This window comes from Camelimonas sp. ID_303_24, assembly GCF_053543495.1.
The window spans coordinates 299999-316972 of record NZ_JBLLJM010000003.1; the positions used below are offsets into that span (position 1 = coordinate 299999).

A 16974-nucleotide genomic window follows, 5' to 3' on the forward strand; every position below is an offset into this window, starting at 1 on the left:
GGAGCCAGTTCCATGAGCGCACGGCAGCTGCACCTCAACGTCAACATCCTCACCGCCGGCTTCTTCAACTCCGCCTGGCGGGCGACGCCCCAGGGCGCGGAGGCCTTCATCAGCGCCGACCATTACGTGCGCGTGGCCCAGGCGGCGGAGCGCGGAACCCTTGACGCGATCTTCCTGGCCGACGTGCCGGCCATCACCGAGCGGCCGGCCTACAGGCCGTTCTATGCCCTTGAACCCACGGTGATTCTGGCGGCGGTAGCCCGCGCCACCAGCCACATTGGCCTGATCGCCACCGCCTCCACGTCCTATAACGAGCCCTATAATATCGCCCGCCGTTTCGCGAGCCTCGACCTGGTCAGCGGCGGCCGGGCCGGCCTCAACGTGGTGACGACCGCCGATCCCCGCGCCTCGCGCAATTTCGGCTTCGACGACGTGGCGGAACATGGCGCGCGCTACGCCCGCGCCGCCGAATTCACCGAAGTGGTCAAGGGCCTCTGGAACAGCTGGGAGGACGGCGCCCTGGTCGGCGACCAGGCCAGCGGCGTTTTCGCTGACGAAAGCCGCATCCACGACCTGAATCACGTGGGGCGCCACTACAGCGTCCAGGGTGCGCTCAATGTGCCGCGATCGCCGCAGGGGCATCCGGTCATTGTCCAGGCCGGCGGCTCGGACGACGGCCGCGAGCTGGCGGCGCGTCACGCCGAGGCCGTGTTCTCGGTGGCCAATACGATTCCCGAAGGCAAAGCGTTCGCCGATGACATTCGCGCCAGGGCGGCGCGATATGGCAGGCGCGGCGATGAGATCGTCGTTTTGCCGGGCCTCGCCACGGTGATCGGCGCGACAGAAGAAGAGGCGCGCCGCCGCGAGGACTGGCTTTGGTCGCTGGTCCCCCCGGAGTTCGCCGTGCAGCGCGTCGCCAAGATGCTGGGCGTGGAGCCGGAAACCCTTGATCTGGACCAGCCGCTGCCCGGCTCCCTGCTCACCGACGCCAAAGGCTGGCAAACATTTTCGCGCGCCCTCATCGAATTGTCGGTGACCCACAGGCTGACGGTGCGCCAGCTCATCCGCCGCATCGGCGGCGGCATCGGCCACCGGCTGATCGTCGGAACGCCCGAACAGATCGCCGGCGATATCGCCGCCTGGTTCCACGCCGGCGCCGCCGACGGCTTCAACCTGATGCCAGACGTGGTTCCCGATGGCCTCGACGTATTCGTCGACGAGGTGGTTCCGCTGCTGCGCCGGAAGGGGATTTTTCGCGAGGCCTATGCGGGCTCAACCCTGCGCGCGCATTTTGGCCTGGCGCGGCCGGAGGGGCGGCGCCCCGCGTTGCGCCGGGCGGCGGGGTGACCCTGGCCGCGCGCGCCGCCTTGCCGGTCAGCGCCCTGTTTGTTACGATTCGGCGTCATGGGTTGCGGCGCAACGCCGCATGTCTGAAAGCGACGCCAACATGCGTGGAATCACCGTTCTTGCCGGTCTGTGTCTTCTCGTTCTCGCCGGCTGCTCATCGGAGGAGCAGGGCAAGGTGATCCGCGCGGCGGTGACGCCGGCGTCGCCGCCCAATCTCTACGAGGAAAACGGCAAGACCACCGGCCTCGATCTCGAACTGATCGAGGGCTACTGCAAGAAGCGCGGCTGCACCATCAAGCTGACCCCCTATGACTGGCAGGGCATGCTGGGCGCGGTGGTCGCCGGCCAGGCCGACATCGCGTTCTCGGGCATCTCCATCACGGACAAGCGCAAGGAAGTGATGGATTTCTCCATTCCTTACATGGACAACACCTGGAACCTCGTCAGCCTCAAGAACCGCAATATCAAGATCGACAACCTCGATGACCTGAAAAAGTACAGCATCGGCTATCCGCGCGGCATGGCCTACAGCGACTTCATCAAGAACACGCTTGAGCCGAAGGGCCAGTACAAGCTCGACCAGGTCAAGGTTTATCCCTCCTACAACGAGGTGCTGGCCGACCTGCGCAACGGCAATCTGGACCTTGCCTTCCTTGATGGCACCGTCGCCTCGGTCTACCGCAAGACCATGCCGATCCAGGACAGCTATGTCTTCACCGGCTTCGACCGCTTCGGCTTCGCTTTCCCCAAGGGCAGCAAGCTGCGGGAGGACGTGGACAAATATCTGACCACCGAGCTGAAGCCCGAAGAGCGGCAGGCCATTATCGACAAATGGCTTAAATAAGCGCGACAGTCCCGCGCGCGGCCCGTACGGCCGCCAGACGAGGATTTCACCGCCGGACGTCCGGCGGTGATGTGACGGGCGCATCGCCCAGGCCGCGCGCCAGCGTCGCGAGACGGGTGACCAGACGGAGCCGCGACAGCGGCGCGCCCAAGAGGCGAGAACCTGAGGCGGAATAGCTGAGCCTCTCCGGTCCACGCTGGCCGGAAGCCGATCTAGCGCGGCGTCACAAATTTCACCGAGACCTCTGGCGGCGCCTCATCGGCCCGTTGCCGGAAATGCTCCCACAGCCGCTCGCCGAGCGGCTGCACCAGCTGGATCGTCATCTGCCTGAGCAGGATGGCGAAGGCCTGTTCGTGCTCCGGAGCCTGGCTGCGCGCCGCGCCAGCCGCCCGCAGGCCCCGCACCTGGTTCAGCGTCATTTCGGCCAGCTGGCGCATGAATTCCGGATCGCCCGCCCCCAGTTCAAGCTCCGCCGTTTCCCGGCGGACATACAGCGCCAGATCAGGGTTCGCCGCATACATCCTGGCGATGCTCGCATCGCGGGCGCGGCCGAATTCAGCCGCGCCGCCCGTGACGGGCACGGCGTTCAGGGTGTCGGTGATCATCGCCATAACGTGCTCCTGCACCGCCAGCCGCAGACCATCCTTGTTGCGAAAGTGATGGACCACGAGCCCGTGGGTCACGCCCGCCGCTTCGGCGATCTCCCGCAAGGTGGCCCCCCGCGCGCCCTTGCGCGCGAACAGGGCCAGGGCGGCGTTGCGAATACGCGCCCGGGCGGTGAGGTCGGCGTCGGGACGCTGGGCGTCGCCGGCTTTCTGGATCGAGGTCATGACGCATCTCTACCTGAAACAGGGCGATTGACCAAATGGATAGCAAACGGTACAAATGGATAAATGACAAACCGCGCCACTTTTCATGATCTGGCGCGAGCGGGAAAGGAAACGGCATTGCGTGAGGCTGTGATCGTTGACGCCATGCGGACGCCGGTTGGCAGACGCGGCGGCGCCCTTGCGGACTGGAAAGCTACGGACCTGCTGGCCGTCACCCTGCAACAGCTGGTGGAACGCTCGGGCGTCGCCCCGGACCAGCTTGATGACGTCATCGCCGGTTGTGGCCTGCAGAACGGCGAGCAGGCCGGCAATGTGGCGCGGTGGGCAAGCCTCGGCGCCGGGCTGCCGGAAAAGCTCCCCGGCATGACCATCGACCGGCAGTGCGGCTCCGGCCAGCAGGCGGTGCATCTGGCGGCCCAGGGCGTCCGCAGCGGCGAATTCAACTTCGCCATTGGCTGCGGCGTGGAAACCATGTCGCGCATCGATCTGGGGGCGTCATTCAATCCGGCGGGCGGTCTCGGGCCCTGGTATGGCGAGCGCGCCCTCGCCCGCTTCGAGGGCAATCTGATGGCCCAGGGTCCCTCGGCGGAGCTGGTCACCCGCCAGTGGGGCCTGACCCGTGAAGAACTCGACGCCTACAGCGTGCGCAGTCACCAGCGGGCCAAGGCCGCCTGGGACGCCGGCAACTTCGACGGGCAACTTGTCAACATTGACGGCCGGCGCCCGGAAGGCGGCCCCGCCCCCATGCGCCGCGATGAAGGCATCCGCCCCGAAACCACCATGGAGCGCCTGGCGCAACTGAAGCCGGTGTTCGCGCCGGATGGCCTCATCACCGCTGGCAATTCATCGCAGATCAGCGATGGCGCGGCGGCCGTGCTGGTCGCCGACCGGGCCACGGCGGAAGCCATGGGTCTGCGCCCGCTCGCGGTGATCCGCTCCATGGCGGTGGCCGCCGACGACGCCCGGCTGCAGTTCACCGCCATCCTGCCAGCGGCGCGCAAGGCGCTGGCCCAGGCCGGCCTCAGCATTCACGACATCGGCCGCGTCGAGATCAACGAGGCCTTCGCCTGCGTTCCGCTGATCTTCGCGCGTGAGTTCGACGTCGATCCGGCCCGGCTTAACGTCAATGGCGGCTCCGTCGCCATGGGGCACCCCATCGGCTCCACCGGCGCCCGCCTGATGTGCGACCTGGCCCATGAACTGCAGCGCAGCGGCGAGCGCTACGGCCTGCTCACCATCTGCGAGGGCGGCGGCATGGCCAACGCCACAATCCTCGAGCGCATCGACCAGACGCACTGAGCCGCCGGACAACCGCCGCCAGATAAACGCCGCCAGAGCGTGACCTGATCCGGCGCCCGCCTGCGAACCGGCGGGCGCCGCCAACGATAATGACATCGAGGACGCCGCCAGCGCGGCGCCGGGAGGACATCATGACGCTCAATCTCGTCAAGGGATGCCCGTCCACCATGGGCGACGCCTACCCCCTCAACACCACCACCCTCATCCGCCACGCCGCGCGCACCCATGGCGAGCAGGAAATCGTCTATCGCACGCCCGACGGCGGCTGGGCCCGCACCGACTATGCCAGCACCTACCGGCGCATCCGCCAGGCCGCCGGCGCCCTGCGCCGGCTCGGCGTCAACCCGGGCGACCGCGTCGGCATTCTCGACTGGAACAGCCTGCGCCATTTCGAACTGTACTGGGCGATCCCCGGCCTCGCCGCCGTCATGCTGCAGATGAACCTGCGGCTCGGCCCGGAGGATCTGGCCTATGTGGTGCGCCACAGCGACGCCGCCTTCATCGCCGTCGACGAGACGCTGCTGCCGGTGGCCGAAGCCATCGCGCCGCTGTGCCCTGGCGTGAAGGGCTGGATCGTCATGACCGGCAAGCCCCTGTCGCAGATCAGCACCTCGCTGGCGCCGCTGCATCACTATGAAGACCTGCTGGCGGCGGACGCCGGCGACATCGACTGGCCGCTGATCGACGAAACCTCCGCCTACAGCGCCTGCTACACCACCGGCACCACAGGCCGCCCCAAGGGCGTCTATTACTCGCACCGCGCCATTTACCTGCATTCCATGGCCATGGCCTCGGCCGTCGGCGCGACGTTCGACGACTGCACCATGCTGATTACCCCCATGTTCCACGGCCAGTGCTGGGGGCTGCCGCAGATGGCGACGATGATGGCCAACAAGATCGTGCTGCCCGGCCGCTACATGGCGGAAGACACGGGGCCGCTCACCGAGGCGATCATCCGGGAGGAGGTCACCATCACCAACGGCGCGCCGGCGATCTTCCAGCCGATGCTCGAGCATATCCGCGCCAGCGGGCTGAAGCCGGACTTCAGCAGGCTGCGGCTGATGTCGGGCGCGACGGAGCCGCCGCTGGCGATGATGCGCGGCTTCTACGAGGAGACCGGCGCCGAGGTGATCCACGCCTATGGCGCGACCGAAACCACGCCGCTGGTGACGGTCAACCGTTTCAAGCGCGGCCTGCGCCGGTCAATGGACCCGGAGCAGCTGTGGGACCTGAAGCGCAAGCAGGGCCTGCCGATGGTTGGCGTCGACGTGCGCCTGTCCGACGATCAGGATATCAACGACCTGCCGCATGACGGCGCCCATGTGGGCGAGATCTGCGTGCGCGGGCCATGGATCACCACGCGCTATCACGACATGCCCGACAGCGAGGACCGCTTCACGCCGGACGGCTACTGGCGCAGCGGCGACGCCGGCGCCATCGACGGCAATGGCTATCTGAAACTCACTGACCGCATCAAGGACGTGATCAAGAGCGGCGGCGAGTGGATCTCCTCCATCGACATGGAGAACGCCATCATGGCGCATCCAGCGGTGCTGGAGGCCGCCGTCATCGGCGTGCCGCATCCCAAATGGCAGGAGCGTCCCGTGGCCATTGTCGTGCTGCGCGCCGGGCAGGGCCTCACCGCCGATGAACTGCGCGCCCATCTGGCCGCCGGTTTCGCCAAATGGCAGCTGCCGGAAACGGTGGTGTTCTCCGCCAGCGTGGCCCGCACCAGCGTCGGCAAGGCGGACAAGAAACGGATGCGCGCCGACTACGCGCATGTTTACGAAGGGAGCGAACCGTGAGGGAGCCGACAGTCCTGAAGGAATTCCGGGGCGACACCGCCATCTTTACCCTCAACCGGCCCAGGGCGCTGAATGCGCTGAATGACCAGCTGATGGGCGAGATGGCGGCCGCGCTGCAGGAAGCGGACCAGGACGACGCCATTCGCGCGGTGGTCATCGCCGGCTCGGAGCGCGCATTCTGCGCCGGCGCCGACATCACCGGCCTGGATGGCGTCTCGGTCAATGACGTGCTGGACCCCAACGGCTTCGGGCGCGGCATGTTCGACATCCTGACCGCCTATCGCAAGCCGCTGATCGCGGCGGTGCGCGGCCTGGCGTTTGGCGGCGGCTGTGAACTGGCGCTGGCCTGCGACATTGTCGTGGCTGGCGAGAACGCCCGCTTCGGCGTGCCGGAGGTGGCGCTTGGCCTGCTGCCGGGCGGCGGCGGCACCCAGAGGCTGATCCACGCCATGGGCAAGCAGAAAGCCATGAAAATGCTGCTCACCGGCGACCCCATCACCGCGCAGGAGGCTTACGCGGCTGGCCTCGCCAGCGATCTCGTCGCCGACGCAGACTGCATGGAGCGGGCGCTCGCCATCGCCGCGCGCATCGGCCGCAACGGCCCGCTGGCGGTGCAACTGGCCAAGGACAGCGCCCGCGCCGCCCTGGAGATGGGCCTGACCCAGGGCCTCGCCATGGAGCGCCGCAACTTCATGCTGCTGTTCGGCACCGCCGACAAGCAGGAAGGCGTCAGCGCTTTTCTGGAAAAGCGCAAACCCGGCTTCACCGGCAAGTAGCCCCAGCGCGCCCTCAGGGCAGGCGGAACCCGCACGCCCTGAGAGCCCGCGTGAGAACACCCAGATATCGGCTTCCAGGGCGGCCCGCCCCCCGGAAGCGCCGCGATGCCGACAAGAACAGGCGCCGCGACCTGGCCCGTGAGCCGGAGCGCGCCCCAGGGAGAAACCACCCATGTCCTACCGCTCCCCGTGGATGAACGAGGAACTCGACCAGGTGCGGGAAACCGCCCGCAAGTTTCTGGAGGCTGAGTCAGCGCCCCATCACGCCCGCTGGGCGAAGCAGCACATGATCGACCGCTCGTTCTGGAACGCCGCCGGCGATCTGGGGCTGCTGTGCGTGAGCTGCCCGACGGAATACGGCGGCGGCGGCGGCACCTTCGCCCATGAGGCCGTGGTGATGGAGGAGCAGGCGCGCGTCGGCGATGACGCCTGGAACTATTCCGTGCACAGCACCATCGTCGCCCATTATTTCGCCGCCTATGGCACGGAAGAGCAGAAGCGACGCTGGCTGCCCAGGCTGGCCTCCGGCGAATTCGTCGGCGCCATCGCCATGACCGAGCCTGGAACCGGCAGCGACCTGCAGGGCGTGCGCACCCATGCCCGTCGCGAGGGCGACGCGTTTGTGGTCAATGGCGCCAAGACCTTCATCAGCAACGGCACGCACTGCGACCTGCTGATCATCGTCGCCCGCACCACGGATGCGCCCGGCGGCAAGGGCCTCTCCCTGCTGGTGGCGGAAACCCGCGATCTTCCGGGCTTCTCCCGTGGGCGGGAGCTGGAAAAAATTGGCGCCAAGGGCGGCGACCTGCGCGAACTGTTCTTCGAGGACATGCGTATTCCGGCCGCGAATGTGCTCGGCGGCGTAGAAGGCCAGGGCTTCGTGCAACTGATGAACCAGCTGCCGCAGGAGCGCCTGTCCATCGCCGTGCTCGCCGCCGCCGCCTGTGAGCGCGCGGTGGATCTCGCGGTTCAATACGCGAAAGAGCGCTCGGCGTTCGGCCAGAACCTGCTGTCGTTCCAGAACACCCGCTTCGTGCTGGCCGAATGCCGGACGGAAGCTTACGCGATCCGGACGTTTGTCGATCACTGCATCGGCCTGCACCTGGAAGGCAAGCTGGACGCGGCCACCGCATCGATGGCGAAGTATCTGGCGACCGACAAACAGGGCCAGATTATCGACCGCTGCCTGCAGGTCTTCGGCGGCTATGGTTACATGGAAGAATACCCGATCGCCCGCATGTATACGGCGGCCCGCGTCACCCGCATTTACGGCGGCGCCAACGAGATCATGAAAGAGCTGATCGCCAGAACCCTCTGAAGCCGGGATCTGCCGCGCCCGCACCTTCTGGCCAGCCCTTTCCGCGCCAGAACGTGAACCCGCACGATCCGCGCCCGCCGGCCCCAGCCGGCGGGCTTTTTGTTTGCGCCGTCCAGGCCCGGGGCCGCCGCCACTATTAAATTCCTATATCGCGACGCCCGGCCCCCTCTCGAACCTATATGCGGTTCAGATCCATAGTTCCGCCAAAGTTCTCCCGTGGCGCGCATACGCACGGGGATATCTGGATACTTTCGGTTGTGATGGTCCGAAATCCCGGTCTTACGCGCGCCACGCACAGCAATCGCAGGCACATAATGGACCTTATCGTAACGGGCGTCGGGTTCGGATTTTTCGCGCTGATGCTTGGATACATCAAATTGTGCGAAAAACTCTGACCAGGAATCGCAACCATGATGACTGAATACATCCTGGGAGCAGGCGTTGCGGCGTTCATCGCCGCATACCTGCTGTACGCCCTCGCGCGCCCGGAAAAATTCTGACCAGGGCGCCGGCCCGGGGGAAAGACGGCCAATGACTATCAACGGATGGATACAGATCCTCGTCTTTGTGGGGATCATTGTCGCGCTGGTGAGGCCGCTTGGCGGCTATCTGACCCGCGTCCTGAATGGCGAGCGCACGATCCTGTCAGTCGCGCTCGGCCCGCTTGAGCGCGGCCTGTACCGGCTCGCCGGGGTGAACGAGAGGGAAGAACAGCACTGGGCAAGTTATGCGGCGGCCATGCTGCTGTTCAACCTGGCCGGCTTCGCGATGCTTTACCTGATCCAGCGGCTTCAGGGAGCCCTGCCCTTCAACCCGCAGGGCTTTGGCCAGGTTGAGGCGACCAGCGCCTTCAACACGGCCGTGAGCTTCATCACCAACACCAACTGGCAGGGTTACGCCGGCGAAACGACCATGAGCTATCTGACCCAGATGGCCGGTCTCACCGTGCAGAACTTCGTTTCCGCGGCGACTGGCGTCGCGATCGCGGCGGCGTTGATCCGCGGCTTCGCGCGCGCCTCCGCCAAAACGGTCGGCAATTTCTGGGTCGATTTGACCCGCGTCACGCTCTACGTCCTGCTGCCGGTCTGCCTCGTCGGCAGCCTCGTGCTCGTATGGCAGGGCGTTCCCCAGAACCTGAACCCTTACGCGCTCGCCGCAACCGTCGAAGGCGCGCAGCAAACCATCGCCCAGGGGCCGGTGGCCTCGCAGATGATGATCAAGCATCTGGGCACCAATGGCGGCGGCTTTTTTAACGCCAATGCGGCGCACCCCTTCGAAAATCCGAATGCGCTGACGAACCTCATCCATATGGTCTCGATCTTCGCCATTGGCGCGGCCCTGACCAATGTCTTCGGCCGCATGACCGGCAATGAGAAAAAGGGCTGGGCCATTTTCATCGCCATGGGCGTGCTGTTTCTGGCCGGCGTGGCCGTCGCGTATTGGGCGGAAGCGGCCGGCAACCCGCTTCTCCATGCGCTGGGCCCTGAAGGCGGCAACATGGAGGGCAAGGAGACCCGCTTTGGCATCGCGACCTCGGCGCTCTTCGCCGTGGTCACCACCGCCGCCTCGTGCGGCGCCGTGATCGCCATGCACGCCAGCTTCATGCCCCTCGGCGGCCTGGTCGCGATGCTCAACATGATGCTCGGCGAGATCATCATCGGCGGCGTTGGCGCGGGCTTCTACGGCATCATCCTGTTTGTCGTCGTGGCCATCTTCGTCGCCGGGCTGATGGTTGGGCGCACGCCCGAGTATCTCGGCAAGAAGATCGAAGCCAGGGAAGTGAAGATGGCGATGCTGGCGGTGCTGTGCCTGCCGCTGTCCATTCTGGGCTTCACGTCGGTCGCCGTGGTGATCCCGGCGGGGCTGGCCTCGCTGGCGCACGCCGGCCCCCACGGGTTCTCCGAGGCGCTCTACGCCTATACCTCGGGGACCGCGAACAATGGCTCCGCCTTCGCCGGCCTCTCCGCCAACACGCCCTGGTACAACATCACCATCGGGCTCGCGATGCTGATGGGGCGGTTCATGGTGATTGTTCCCGCCCTGGCCATCGCCGGCTCGCTGGCGGCGAAGAAAACCGTCCCGGAATCCAGCGGCACGCTGCCGACCACCGGCCCGCTTTTCATCGGCCTGCTGGTGGGCGTCATCCTGGTGGTCGGCGGCCTGACCTTCTTCCCCGCCCTGGCGCTGGGGCCCGTCGTCGAGCACCTCGCCATGCTGAAGGGGCAGATGTTCTGAGGTTCATGGCGATGGGCAGCCCGCGAAAATCCCCCCGCCAGAGCCGTTCCTCCCGGCCCCGCATCGCAGGTGCGGGGAGGAACGGGGCGGGGCGCGGCAAGGCCCGCGGTATCGACCACCATTCCCGGCATGACCTTCGCGGCGGCGGCCGTCGCGGCGCTGATCACGCTGATCGCTGAATTGTTTGTGGCGGCGTGACCCCGCCAGAGCGCGTTTCGCTGGAGTCTTTGATGAACCAGTCCAGATCCGCGAGCATCCTCGACGCTCGCATACTCGTCCCGGCCATCGGCGGCGCCTTCCGGAAGCTTGATCCGCGCAGCCTCGCCAAAAACCCGGTGATGTTCGTGGTGGCGGTGGTTTCGCTGCTGACAACCGTCGTGCTGCTGCGGGACGCCCTCGCCGGGGCGGCCGGCGTCGGCTTCTCGCTCCAATTGGTGCTGTGGCTGTGGTTCACGGTCCTGTTCGCCAATTTCGCCGAGGCGGTGGCGGAAGGGCGCGGCAAGGCGCAGGCGGAATCCCTGCGCCGCACCCGCAGCGAAACCCAGGCGAAGCTGCTTTCGGACGATGGCGGTTACGTGATGACGCCGGGCAACAGCCTCCGGGTCGGCGATATCGTCCTCGTCGAGGCCGGCGACATCATCCCCTCGGACGGCGAGGTGATCGCCGGCGTCGCATCGGTCAACGAAGCCGCCATTACCGGTGAATCCGCGCCGGTGATCCGCGAGTCCGGCGGCGACCGCTCCGCCGTGACCGGCGGCACCCAGGTGCTGTCCGACTGGATCAGGGTCCGCATCACCGCCGCGGCCGGCTCCACCTTCATCGACAGGATGATCGCGCTTGTCGAAGGCGCCGAGCGCCAGAAGACGCCAAACGAGATCGCGCTCAACATCCTGCTCGCGGGCATGACCCTGATTTTCCTGATGGCTGTCGTCACCATTCCGGGCTTCGTGAGCTACGCCGGGGGCCATGTGCCGGTGATCGTGCTGGTGGCGCTGTTCGTGACGCTGATTCCGACGACAATCGGCGCCCTGCTGTCGGCCATCGGCATCGCCGGCATGGACCGGCTGGTGCGCTTCAACGTCCTGGCCATGTCCGGGCGCGCGGTCGAGGCCGCTGGCGACGTGGATACGCTGCTGCTAGACAAGACCGGCACGATCACGCTCGGCAATCGCCAGGCCAGCGCGTTCCTCCCGATCCGGGGCGTCAGCGAACAGGAGCTGGCCGATGCGGCCCAACTGGCGTCCCTGGCCGATGAAACGCCGGAGGGGCGCTCGATCGTCGTGCTCGCCAAGGAAAAATACGGCATCCGCGCACGCGACATGGTGAGCCTGCACGCCACCTTCGCCCCGTTCACCGCCCAGACGCGGATGAGCGGCGTCGATCTGGAAGGATCGTCCATTCGCAAGGGCGCCGTCGACGCGGTGCTGAAATATGTGGCGGCAACCGCCGAGACGTCAGCCAACCCCCGGCCGCATGCGGAGGACGTGCGCGCGCTGCAGGCGATCGCGGATGACGTCGCCAAAGCTGGCGGCACGCCGCTGGCCGTGGTCAGGGACGGCAGGCTGCTCGGGGTCATCTACCTGAAGGACATCGTCAAGGGCGGCATCCGCGAGCGCTTCGCCGAACTGCGCCGGATGGGCATCCGCACCGTGATGATCACCGGCGACAACCCGATGACCGCCGCCGCCATCGCCGCCGAGGCCGGGGTCGACGACTTCCTCGCCCAGGCGACGCCGGAAAACAAACTGCAGCTCATCCGCGACGAGCAGGCCAGGGGCAAGCTTGTCGCCATGTGTGGCGACGGCACCAACGACGCCCCCGCCCTCGCCCAGGCGGATGTCGGCGTCGCCATGAACACCGGAACGGTGGCCGCGCGCGAAGCCGGCAACATGGTCGACCTCGACAGCGATCCCACCAAGCTCATCGAGATCGTCGAAATCGGCAAGCAACTGCTGATGACGCGGGGCGCGCTGACGACCTTCTCGATCGCCAACGACATCGCCAAATACTTCGCCATCATCCCGGCGATGTTCCTGGCGTTCTATCCGCAACTGGGCGCGCTCAACGTCATGGGGCTCGCCACGCCGCAAAGCGCCATCCTGTCGGCGATCATCTTCAACGCCCTGATTATCGTCGCGCTGATTCCGCTGTCGCTGAAGGGCGTCAAATACCGCGCCGCCGGCGCCGGGGCGCTGCTGTCGCGCAACCTGCTGGTCTACGGGCTGGGCGGCGTCATCGCCCCGTTCATCGGCATCAAGCTCATTGACATGGCGGTCACCGCCATTGGACTGGCATAAGGGAGCAGCAGCATGCCCAGACACATCCGGCCCGCGATCGTCATGATCCTCGCCCTCACCGTCCTGACAGGCTTCATCTATCCGCTCGGCGTCACGGGCATTGCCCAGGCGGTGTTTCCGCAACAGGCCAACGGCAGCCTGATCACGCGCAACGGAACCGTTGTCGGTTCGGAGCTGATTGGCCAGAACTTCACCGGCGCGCGCTATTTCCACCCGCGCCCGTCCGCGGCCGGGGCCAAAGGCTATGACGCCGCCGCGTCCGGCGGCTCCAACCTTGGCCCGACGAGCAAAACGCTCGTTGAGCGGGTCGCCAAAGACGCCAAAGCCCTGAAGGAGGAAAACCCTCATGCGCCGGCGCCGATGGATCTGGTCACCACCTCCGGCAGTGGCCTTGACCCGCACATCAGTCCCGACGCCGCATACTTTCAGGCGGCGCGCGTCGCCCGGGCGCGCGGCATGGAGACGGAGGCCGTGCGGGCCGCTGTCGCGCGCCATATCGAACCGCGCATACTTGGCTTCCTGGGCGAACCCGTGGTCAATGTGCTGAAGCTGAATCTGGCGCTGGACGCGGCCAGCTGAGCATTTCCGGCGCCGGCCGGTTCGCCAGGAGCGCCGCACGCGACGTGACAAGACCGGCGCGCGGCGCCAGCGCGCCATGCGCCGGGACTGGAGCTATCGAGTGTCAGACGACCCAACCCGCGAGCCAGGCCGACCTTCCCCCGATGCGCTGCTGGAGAGCGCGCGCCGGGAAGGACGCGGGCAGCTCAAAATCTTCCTCGGCGCAGCCCCAGGCGTCGGCAAGACCTGTGAAATGCTGATGGCCGGCCGGCGCCGCCTGGCGGAAGGCGTCGACGTGGCGATTGGTCTGGTCGAAACCCACGGCCGGGCTGAAACCGGGGCGCTGGTCCACGGGTTCGAGATCATTCCGCGCCGGCAGGTTGCCTATCGTGGCCAGTTGCTCGACGAGATGGACATCGACGCGGTGCTGGCGCGGCGCCCGCAACTGGTGCTTGTTGATGAACTCGCCCACACCAACGCGCCCGGCAGCCGGCATCCGAAGCGCTACCTCGACGTCGAGGAACTGCTCGCCAGCGGCATCAACGTCTATACCACCCTCAACATCCAGCATGTCGAAAGCCTGAACGACATCGTCGCCCGGATCACCCGCATCCGCGTGCGCGAAACCGTGCCGGATTCGATCATCGACCGGGCCGACGACATCGAAATCATCGACATCACGCCAGGCGACCTGATCAAGCGGCTGAACGAAGGCAAGGTCTACCTGCCCAAAACCGCCCGGCGGGCGACGCAGAACTATTTCTCGCCCAGCAACCTCACGGCCCTGCGCGAGCTGGCGCTGCGGCTGACGGCGCAACGCGTCGATGACCAGCTTGTCACCCACATGCAGGCGCACGCCATCCCCGGGCCGTGGCCGGCCGGAGAACGGGTTCTGGTATGCGTCAACGAACGTCCCGGGGCGCGGGCGCTGGTCCGCCATGGCCGGCGGCAGGCCGACAGGATGCGCGCGCCCTGGGCTGCGGTTCATATCGAAACCAGCCGGGATGCGCGGTTGCCGGAAGCCGGCAAATTCAGGATCGCTGCGGCGCTGCGCCTCGCCGAACAGCTCGGCGCCGAAACCGCGACGCTGCCGGGCGAGGACGTGGCGCAGGAGATCCTCGCCTACGCAACCGCCAACAACTACACCCACGTCATCGTCGGCATGCCGACGGGCCCGCGCTGGCGCGAACTGCTGTTCGGCTCCGTCTCCCACGACCTGATCCGCGCGGCGAATGGCGTCAGCGTGCACGTGATTTCGGCGCGTCATAACAGCGAGGCGACGCCGGCCGTGACCGGGGACGAAAGCGCGCCGTTTCGCTTCGAGCCCCGGCCCTATCTGTGGAGCGCCGCTTACGTGGCGCTTGCGGTCGGCGCCGGCATGCTGCTGTCGCGCGTTCTCGATGTCCGCAACATCGCCCTGGCGTTTCTCATGGCGGTTCTCGCCTCGGCGATGGGCGGCGGACTGTGGCCCGCCCTGTTCGCCTCGGCGGCGGGCGCGCTGGCCTTCAATTTCTTTTTCCTCAGCCCCCTGTACACGCTGGATATCGGCGACCCGGAATCGGTGGTTGCCTTCACGTTTTTCCTTGTGGTCGCCATTGCCGCCAGCAATCTGGCGGGCCGGGTGCAGCGCCAGGCCGCAACCGCGCGGCTGCGCGCCAAAACCACTGAAGGCCTCTACCTGTTCAGCAAGAAGCTCTCCAGCGCCGGCACGCGCGAGGACGTGCTGTGGGCGAGCGTCTACCAGATCGCCTCCATGCTTCACGTGCGCGTGGTGGTGCTGTTGCCGGAGCACGGCCGCCTCACCGTGCAGGCCGCCTATCCGCCCGATGACACGCTGGATGAGGCTGACATCGCCGCCGCCCATTGGGCCTGGGAGCACGACCACGCGGCCGGGCGCGGCGCCGATACGCTGCCAGGCGCCCGGCGGCTGTACCTGCCGCTGAAGACCGGCCGGGCCCAGCTGGGCGTGGTCGGCCTCGACAATGACCGGCAGGGACCTGTCCTGACCCCAGGCGAACAGCGGCTGTTCGACTCGCTGGCGGACCAGGCCGCCCTGGCGCTCGAGCGGATCCAGCTGGCGGCGGACGTGGACAATGCGCGCCTCGCCGCTGAGGCGGACAAGCTGCGCTCGGCGCTGCTCACCTCCCTGTCGCATGACCTCAAAACGCCGCTGGCGTCGATTCTCGGTTCTGCGGGCGCGCTGAAGGACTATTCGGCGTCGCTCTCCGACAGTGGCCGCGCCGAGCTGCTGGCGACGATCGTGGAGGAAGCGGAGCGGCTGAACCGCTTCATCGCCAACCTGCTGGACATGACCCGGCTGGAATCGGGCGCGGCGGCGGTATCCCTCAGTCCCCTGTTCATTGGAGACAGCATCGGCAGCGCCCTGCGCCGCGCCGAGGCCATCCTCGCCCGTCATGAGGTCGAACTGGCGGTGGCCGCCGATCTGCCAATGGTCGGGCTTGATCCGGTGCTGTTCGAGCAGGTGCTGTTCAACCTGCTCGACAACGCCCGCAAATACGCCCCAGCCGGCTCCCGGATCCTCATCCGGGCATGGGCGGAAGACGCTTCGGTGCTGCTGCAGATCATTGATGAGGGGCCCGGCGTTCCACCCGGGGATCTGGGCAAGATTTTCGACAGTTTCTACCGCGTCCGCAAAACGGATCAGGTTCAGGCCGGAACCGGCCTTGGGCTGTCGATCTGCAAGGGTTTCGTTGAGGCGATGGGCGGAACGATCACGGCGGCCAACCGGGACGACCGCCCTGGCGCCGTCTTCACCCTGCGCTTCCCGGCCGGGCAGGAACCAGCACATCTGGAAGGCAAGACATGAGCGCCGCCACCATCAGGATACTCGTCGTTGATGACGAGCCGCCAATCCGGAAGCTGCTGCGCGTCGGCCTGACCGCCGAGGGCTACGCCATACTGGAGGCCGCGAGCGCCCAGGAGGCCATGGCGCGCATCGCCGGGGAGAAGCCGGACCTGATCCTGCTTGATCTGGGGCTGCCCGATATCTCCGGTCACGAACTGCTCGAGCGCTGGCGCGCCGCAAGCATGGAGCTGCCGGTTGTCATCCTGTCGAGCAGGACGGACGAGGCCGGCATCGTCAGGGCCCTGGAGCTTGGCGCGGACGATTATGTTACCAAGCCGTTCGGCATGCGCGAGCTTGCCGCCCGCATTCGCGTCGCCCTGAGGCACCGGCTGCAGCAGCAGGGCGAGCGCCCGGTATTCCAGGTTGACGACCTGTCCGTGGATCTCGTGAAGCGGATCGTCAGGGTGGCCGGCAGGGAGGTGAAGCTTTCGCCGAAGGAGTACGACATCCTGCGCATCCTCGTGCAGCACGCGGGCAAGGTCATCACCCACCAGCACATTCTCAGGCAGGTGTGGGGCGGCGTCACGGACGTCCAGTATCTGCGGGTCTATGTGCGGCAGCTGCGCCAGAAAATCGAGGCGAAGCCGGACCAGCCCCATTACATCCTTACGGAAACCGGCGTCGGCTACCGTCTTCGCGAGCAGGACCAATGATGGACAGGCCCGCAAACCCATGATTGATCCAGAGCGCTTTCCGGCCAGCCGGAACCGGCTGATCGATCACACTTCGCTCAAAACAGGGAGCGTTGCAGCAGTTTGCGATCCGGATTGATCAAAAACGGCTCCAACGCGGGTGGCGT

Annotated in this window: 13 protein-coding genes; 12 read left to right on the forward strand and 1 reads right to left on the reverse strand. The window is 66.8% G+C overall.

Annotation, left to right across the window (positions count from 1 at the left end):
• Window positions 1-12 precede the first annotated feature (12 nt).
• On the forward strand, window positions 13-1347 hold the full coding sequence (locus tag ACERNI_RS04265) for an LLM class flavin-dependent oxidoreductase (RefSeq protein WP_448832021.1): 1335 nt from the start codon (window positions 13-15) through the stop codon (window positions 1345-1347).
• 79 nt (window positions 1348-1426) lie between these two features.
• The gene (locus ACERNI_RS04270) at window positions 1427-2191 is read left to right on the forward strand and encodes a transporter substrate-binding domain-containing protein (RefSeq protein ID WP_448832022.1); all 765 of its coding nucleotides are present in this window, start codon (window positions 1427-1429) and stop codon (window positions 2189-2191) included.
• A gap of 212 nt (window positions 2192-2403) precedes the next feature.
• Here ACERNI_RS04270 and ACERNI_RS04275 read toward each other — a convergent pair whose 3' ends face one another.
• Entirely contained in the window at window positions 2404-3021 is a 618-nt protein-coding gene (locus ACERNI_RS04275) for a TetR/AcrR family transcriptional regulator (protein ID WP_448832023.1), read from the reverse strand.
• A gap of 117 nt (window positions 3022-3138) precedes the next feature.
• On the opposite strand from ACERNI_RS04275, the gene ACERNI_RS04280 reads away from it, so the two are divergent.
• The 10 genes from ACERNI_RS04280 to ACERNI_RS04325 all read left to right on the forward strand — a co-directional run bounded on the left by ACERNI_RS04280 (window position 3139) and on the right by ACERNI_RS04325 (window position 16828).
• On the forward strand, window positions 3139-4320 hold the full coding sequence (locus ACERNI_RS04280) for a thiolase family protein (protein WP_448832024.1): 1182 nt from the start codon (window positions 3139-3141) through the stop codon (window positions 4318-4320).
• Window positions 4321-4451: 131 nt separating this feature from the next.
• The gene (locus ACERNI_RS04285) at window positions 4452-6125 is read left to right on the forward strand and encodes a long-chain-fatty-acid--CoA ligase (RefSeq protein WP_448832025.1); all 1674 of its coding nucleotides are present in this window, start codon (window positions 4452-4454) and stop codon (window positions 6123-6125) included.
• The gene (locus tag ACERNI_RS04290; RefSeq protein WP_448832026.1) at window positions 6122-6901 is read left to right on the forward strand and encodes an enoyl-CoA hydratase/isomerase family protein; all 780 of its coding nucleotides are present in this window, start codon (window positions 6122-6124) and stop codon (window positions 6899-6901) included. Before ACERNI_RS04285 ends, ACERNI_RS04290 begins: the two co-directional genes overlap by 4 nt.
• 172 nt (window positions 6902-7073) lie before the next feature.
• Window positions 7074-8219: an acyl-CoA dehydrogenase family protein gene (locus ACERNI_RS04295; protein ID WP_448832027.1), complete on the forward strand. Its 1146-nt coding sequence runs from the start codon at window positions 7074-7076 to the stop codon at window positions 8217-8219.
• Between the two features lie 410 nt (window positions 8220-8629).
• On the forward strand, window positions 8630-8719 hold the full coding sequence (locus ACERNI_RS04300; protein ID WP_448832028.1) for a K(+)-transporting ATPase subunit F: 90 nt from the start codon (window positions 8630-8632) through the stop codon (window positions 8717-8719).
• Window positions 8720-8750: 31 nt separating this feature from the next.
• On the forward strand, window positions 8751-10454 hold the full coding sequence (gene kdpA, locus ACERNI_RS04305) for a potassium-transporting ATPase subunit KdpA (protein ID WP_448832029.1): 1704 nt from the start codon (window positions 8751-8753) through the stop codon (window positions 10452-10454).
• A gap of 230 nt (window positions 10455-10684) precedes the next feature.
• Entirely contained in the window at window positions 10685-12751 is a 2067-nt protein-coding gene (kdpB, locus tag ACERNI_RS04310) for a potassium-transporting ATPase subunit KdpB (protein ID WP_448832030.1), read from the forward strand.
• Between the two features lie 12 nt (window positions 12752-12763).
• Window positions 12764-13330, forward strand: a complete 567-nt coding sequence (gene kdpC, locus ACERNI_RS04315) for a potassium-transporting ATPase subunit KdpC (protein ID WP_448832031.1) — start codon at window positions 12764-12766, stop codon at window positions 13328-13330.
• 100 nt (window positions 13331-13430) lie between these two features.
• Complete coding sequence (locus ACERNI_RS04320) at window positions 13431-16136, forward strand: DUF4118 domain-containing protein (protein ID WP_448832032.1); 2706 nt, start codon at window positions 13431-13433, stop codon at window positions 16134-16136.
• Window positions 16133-16828: a response regulator transcription factor gene (locus tag ACERNI_RS04325; protein ID WP_448832033.1), complete on the forward strand. Its 696-nt coding sequence runs from the start codon at window positions 16133-16135 to the stop codon at window positions 16826-16828. Before ACERNI_RS04320 ends, ACERNI_RS04325 begins: the two co-directional genes overlap by 4 nt.
• Window positions 16829-16974: the final 146 nt, after the last annotated feature.

Excerpts from the sequence above, each read along its gene's own strand:
- kdpB (WP_448832030.1), top strand. The coding sequence starts at position 10,685 with ATGAACCAGTCCAGATCCGCGAGCATCCTCGACGCTCGCATACTCGTC.
- ACERNI_RS04270 (WP_448832022.1), top strand. The coding sequence starts at position 1,427 with ATGTCTGAAAGCGACGCCAACATGCGTGGAATCACCGTTCTTGCCGGT.
- ACERNI_RS04275 (WP_448832023.1), bottom strand. The coding sequence starts at position 3,021 with ATGACCTCGATCCAGAAAGCCGGCGACGCCCAGCGTCCCGACGCCGAC.
- ACERNI_RS04295 (WP_448832027.1), top strand. The coding sequence starts at position 7,074 with ATGTCCTACCGCTCCCCGTGGATGAACGAGGAACTCGACCAGGTGCGG.
- ACERNI_RS04300 (WP_448832028.1), top strand. The coding sequence starts at position 8,630 with ATGATGACTGAATACATCCTGGGAGCAGGCGTTGCGGCGTTCATCGCC.
- ACERNI_RS04265 (WP_448832021.1), top strand. The coding sequence starts at position 13 with ATGAGCGCACGGCAGCTGCACCTCAACGTCAACATCCTCACCGCCGGC.
- kdpC (WP_448832031.1), top strand. The coding sequence starts at position 12,764 with ATGCCCAGACACATCCGGCCCGCGATCGTCATGATCCTCGCCCTCACC.
- ACERNI_RS04285 (WP_448832025.1), top strand. The coding sequence starts at position 4,452 with ATGACGCTCAATCTCGTCAAGGGATGCCCGTCCACCATGGGCGACGCC.
- kdpA (WP_448832029.1), top strand. The coding sequence starts at position 8,751 with ATGACTATCAACGGATGGATACAGATCCTCGTCTTTGTGGGGATCATT.
- ACERNI_RS04325 (WP_448832033.1), top strand. The coding sequence starts at position 16,133 with ATGAGCGCCGCCACCATCAGGATACTCGTCGTTGATGACGAGCCGCCA.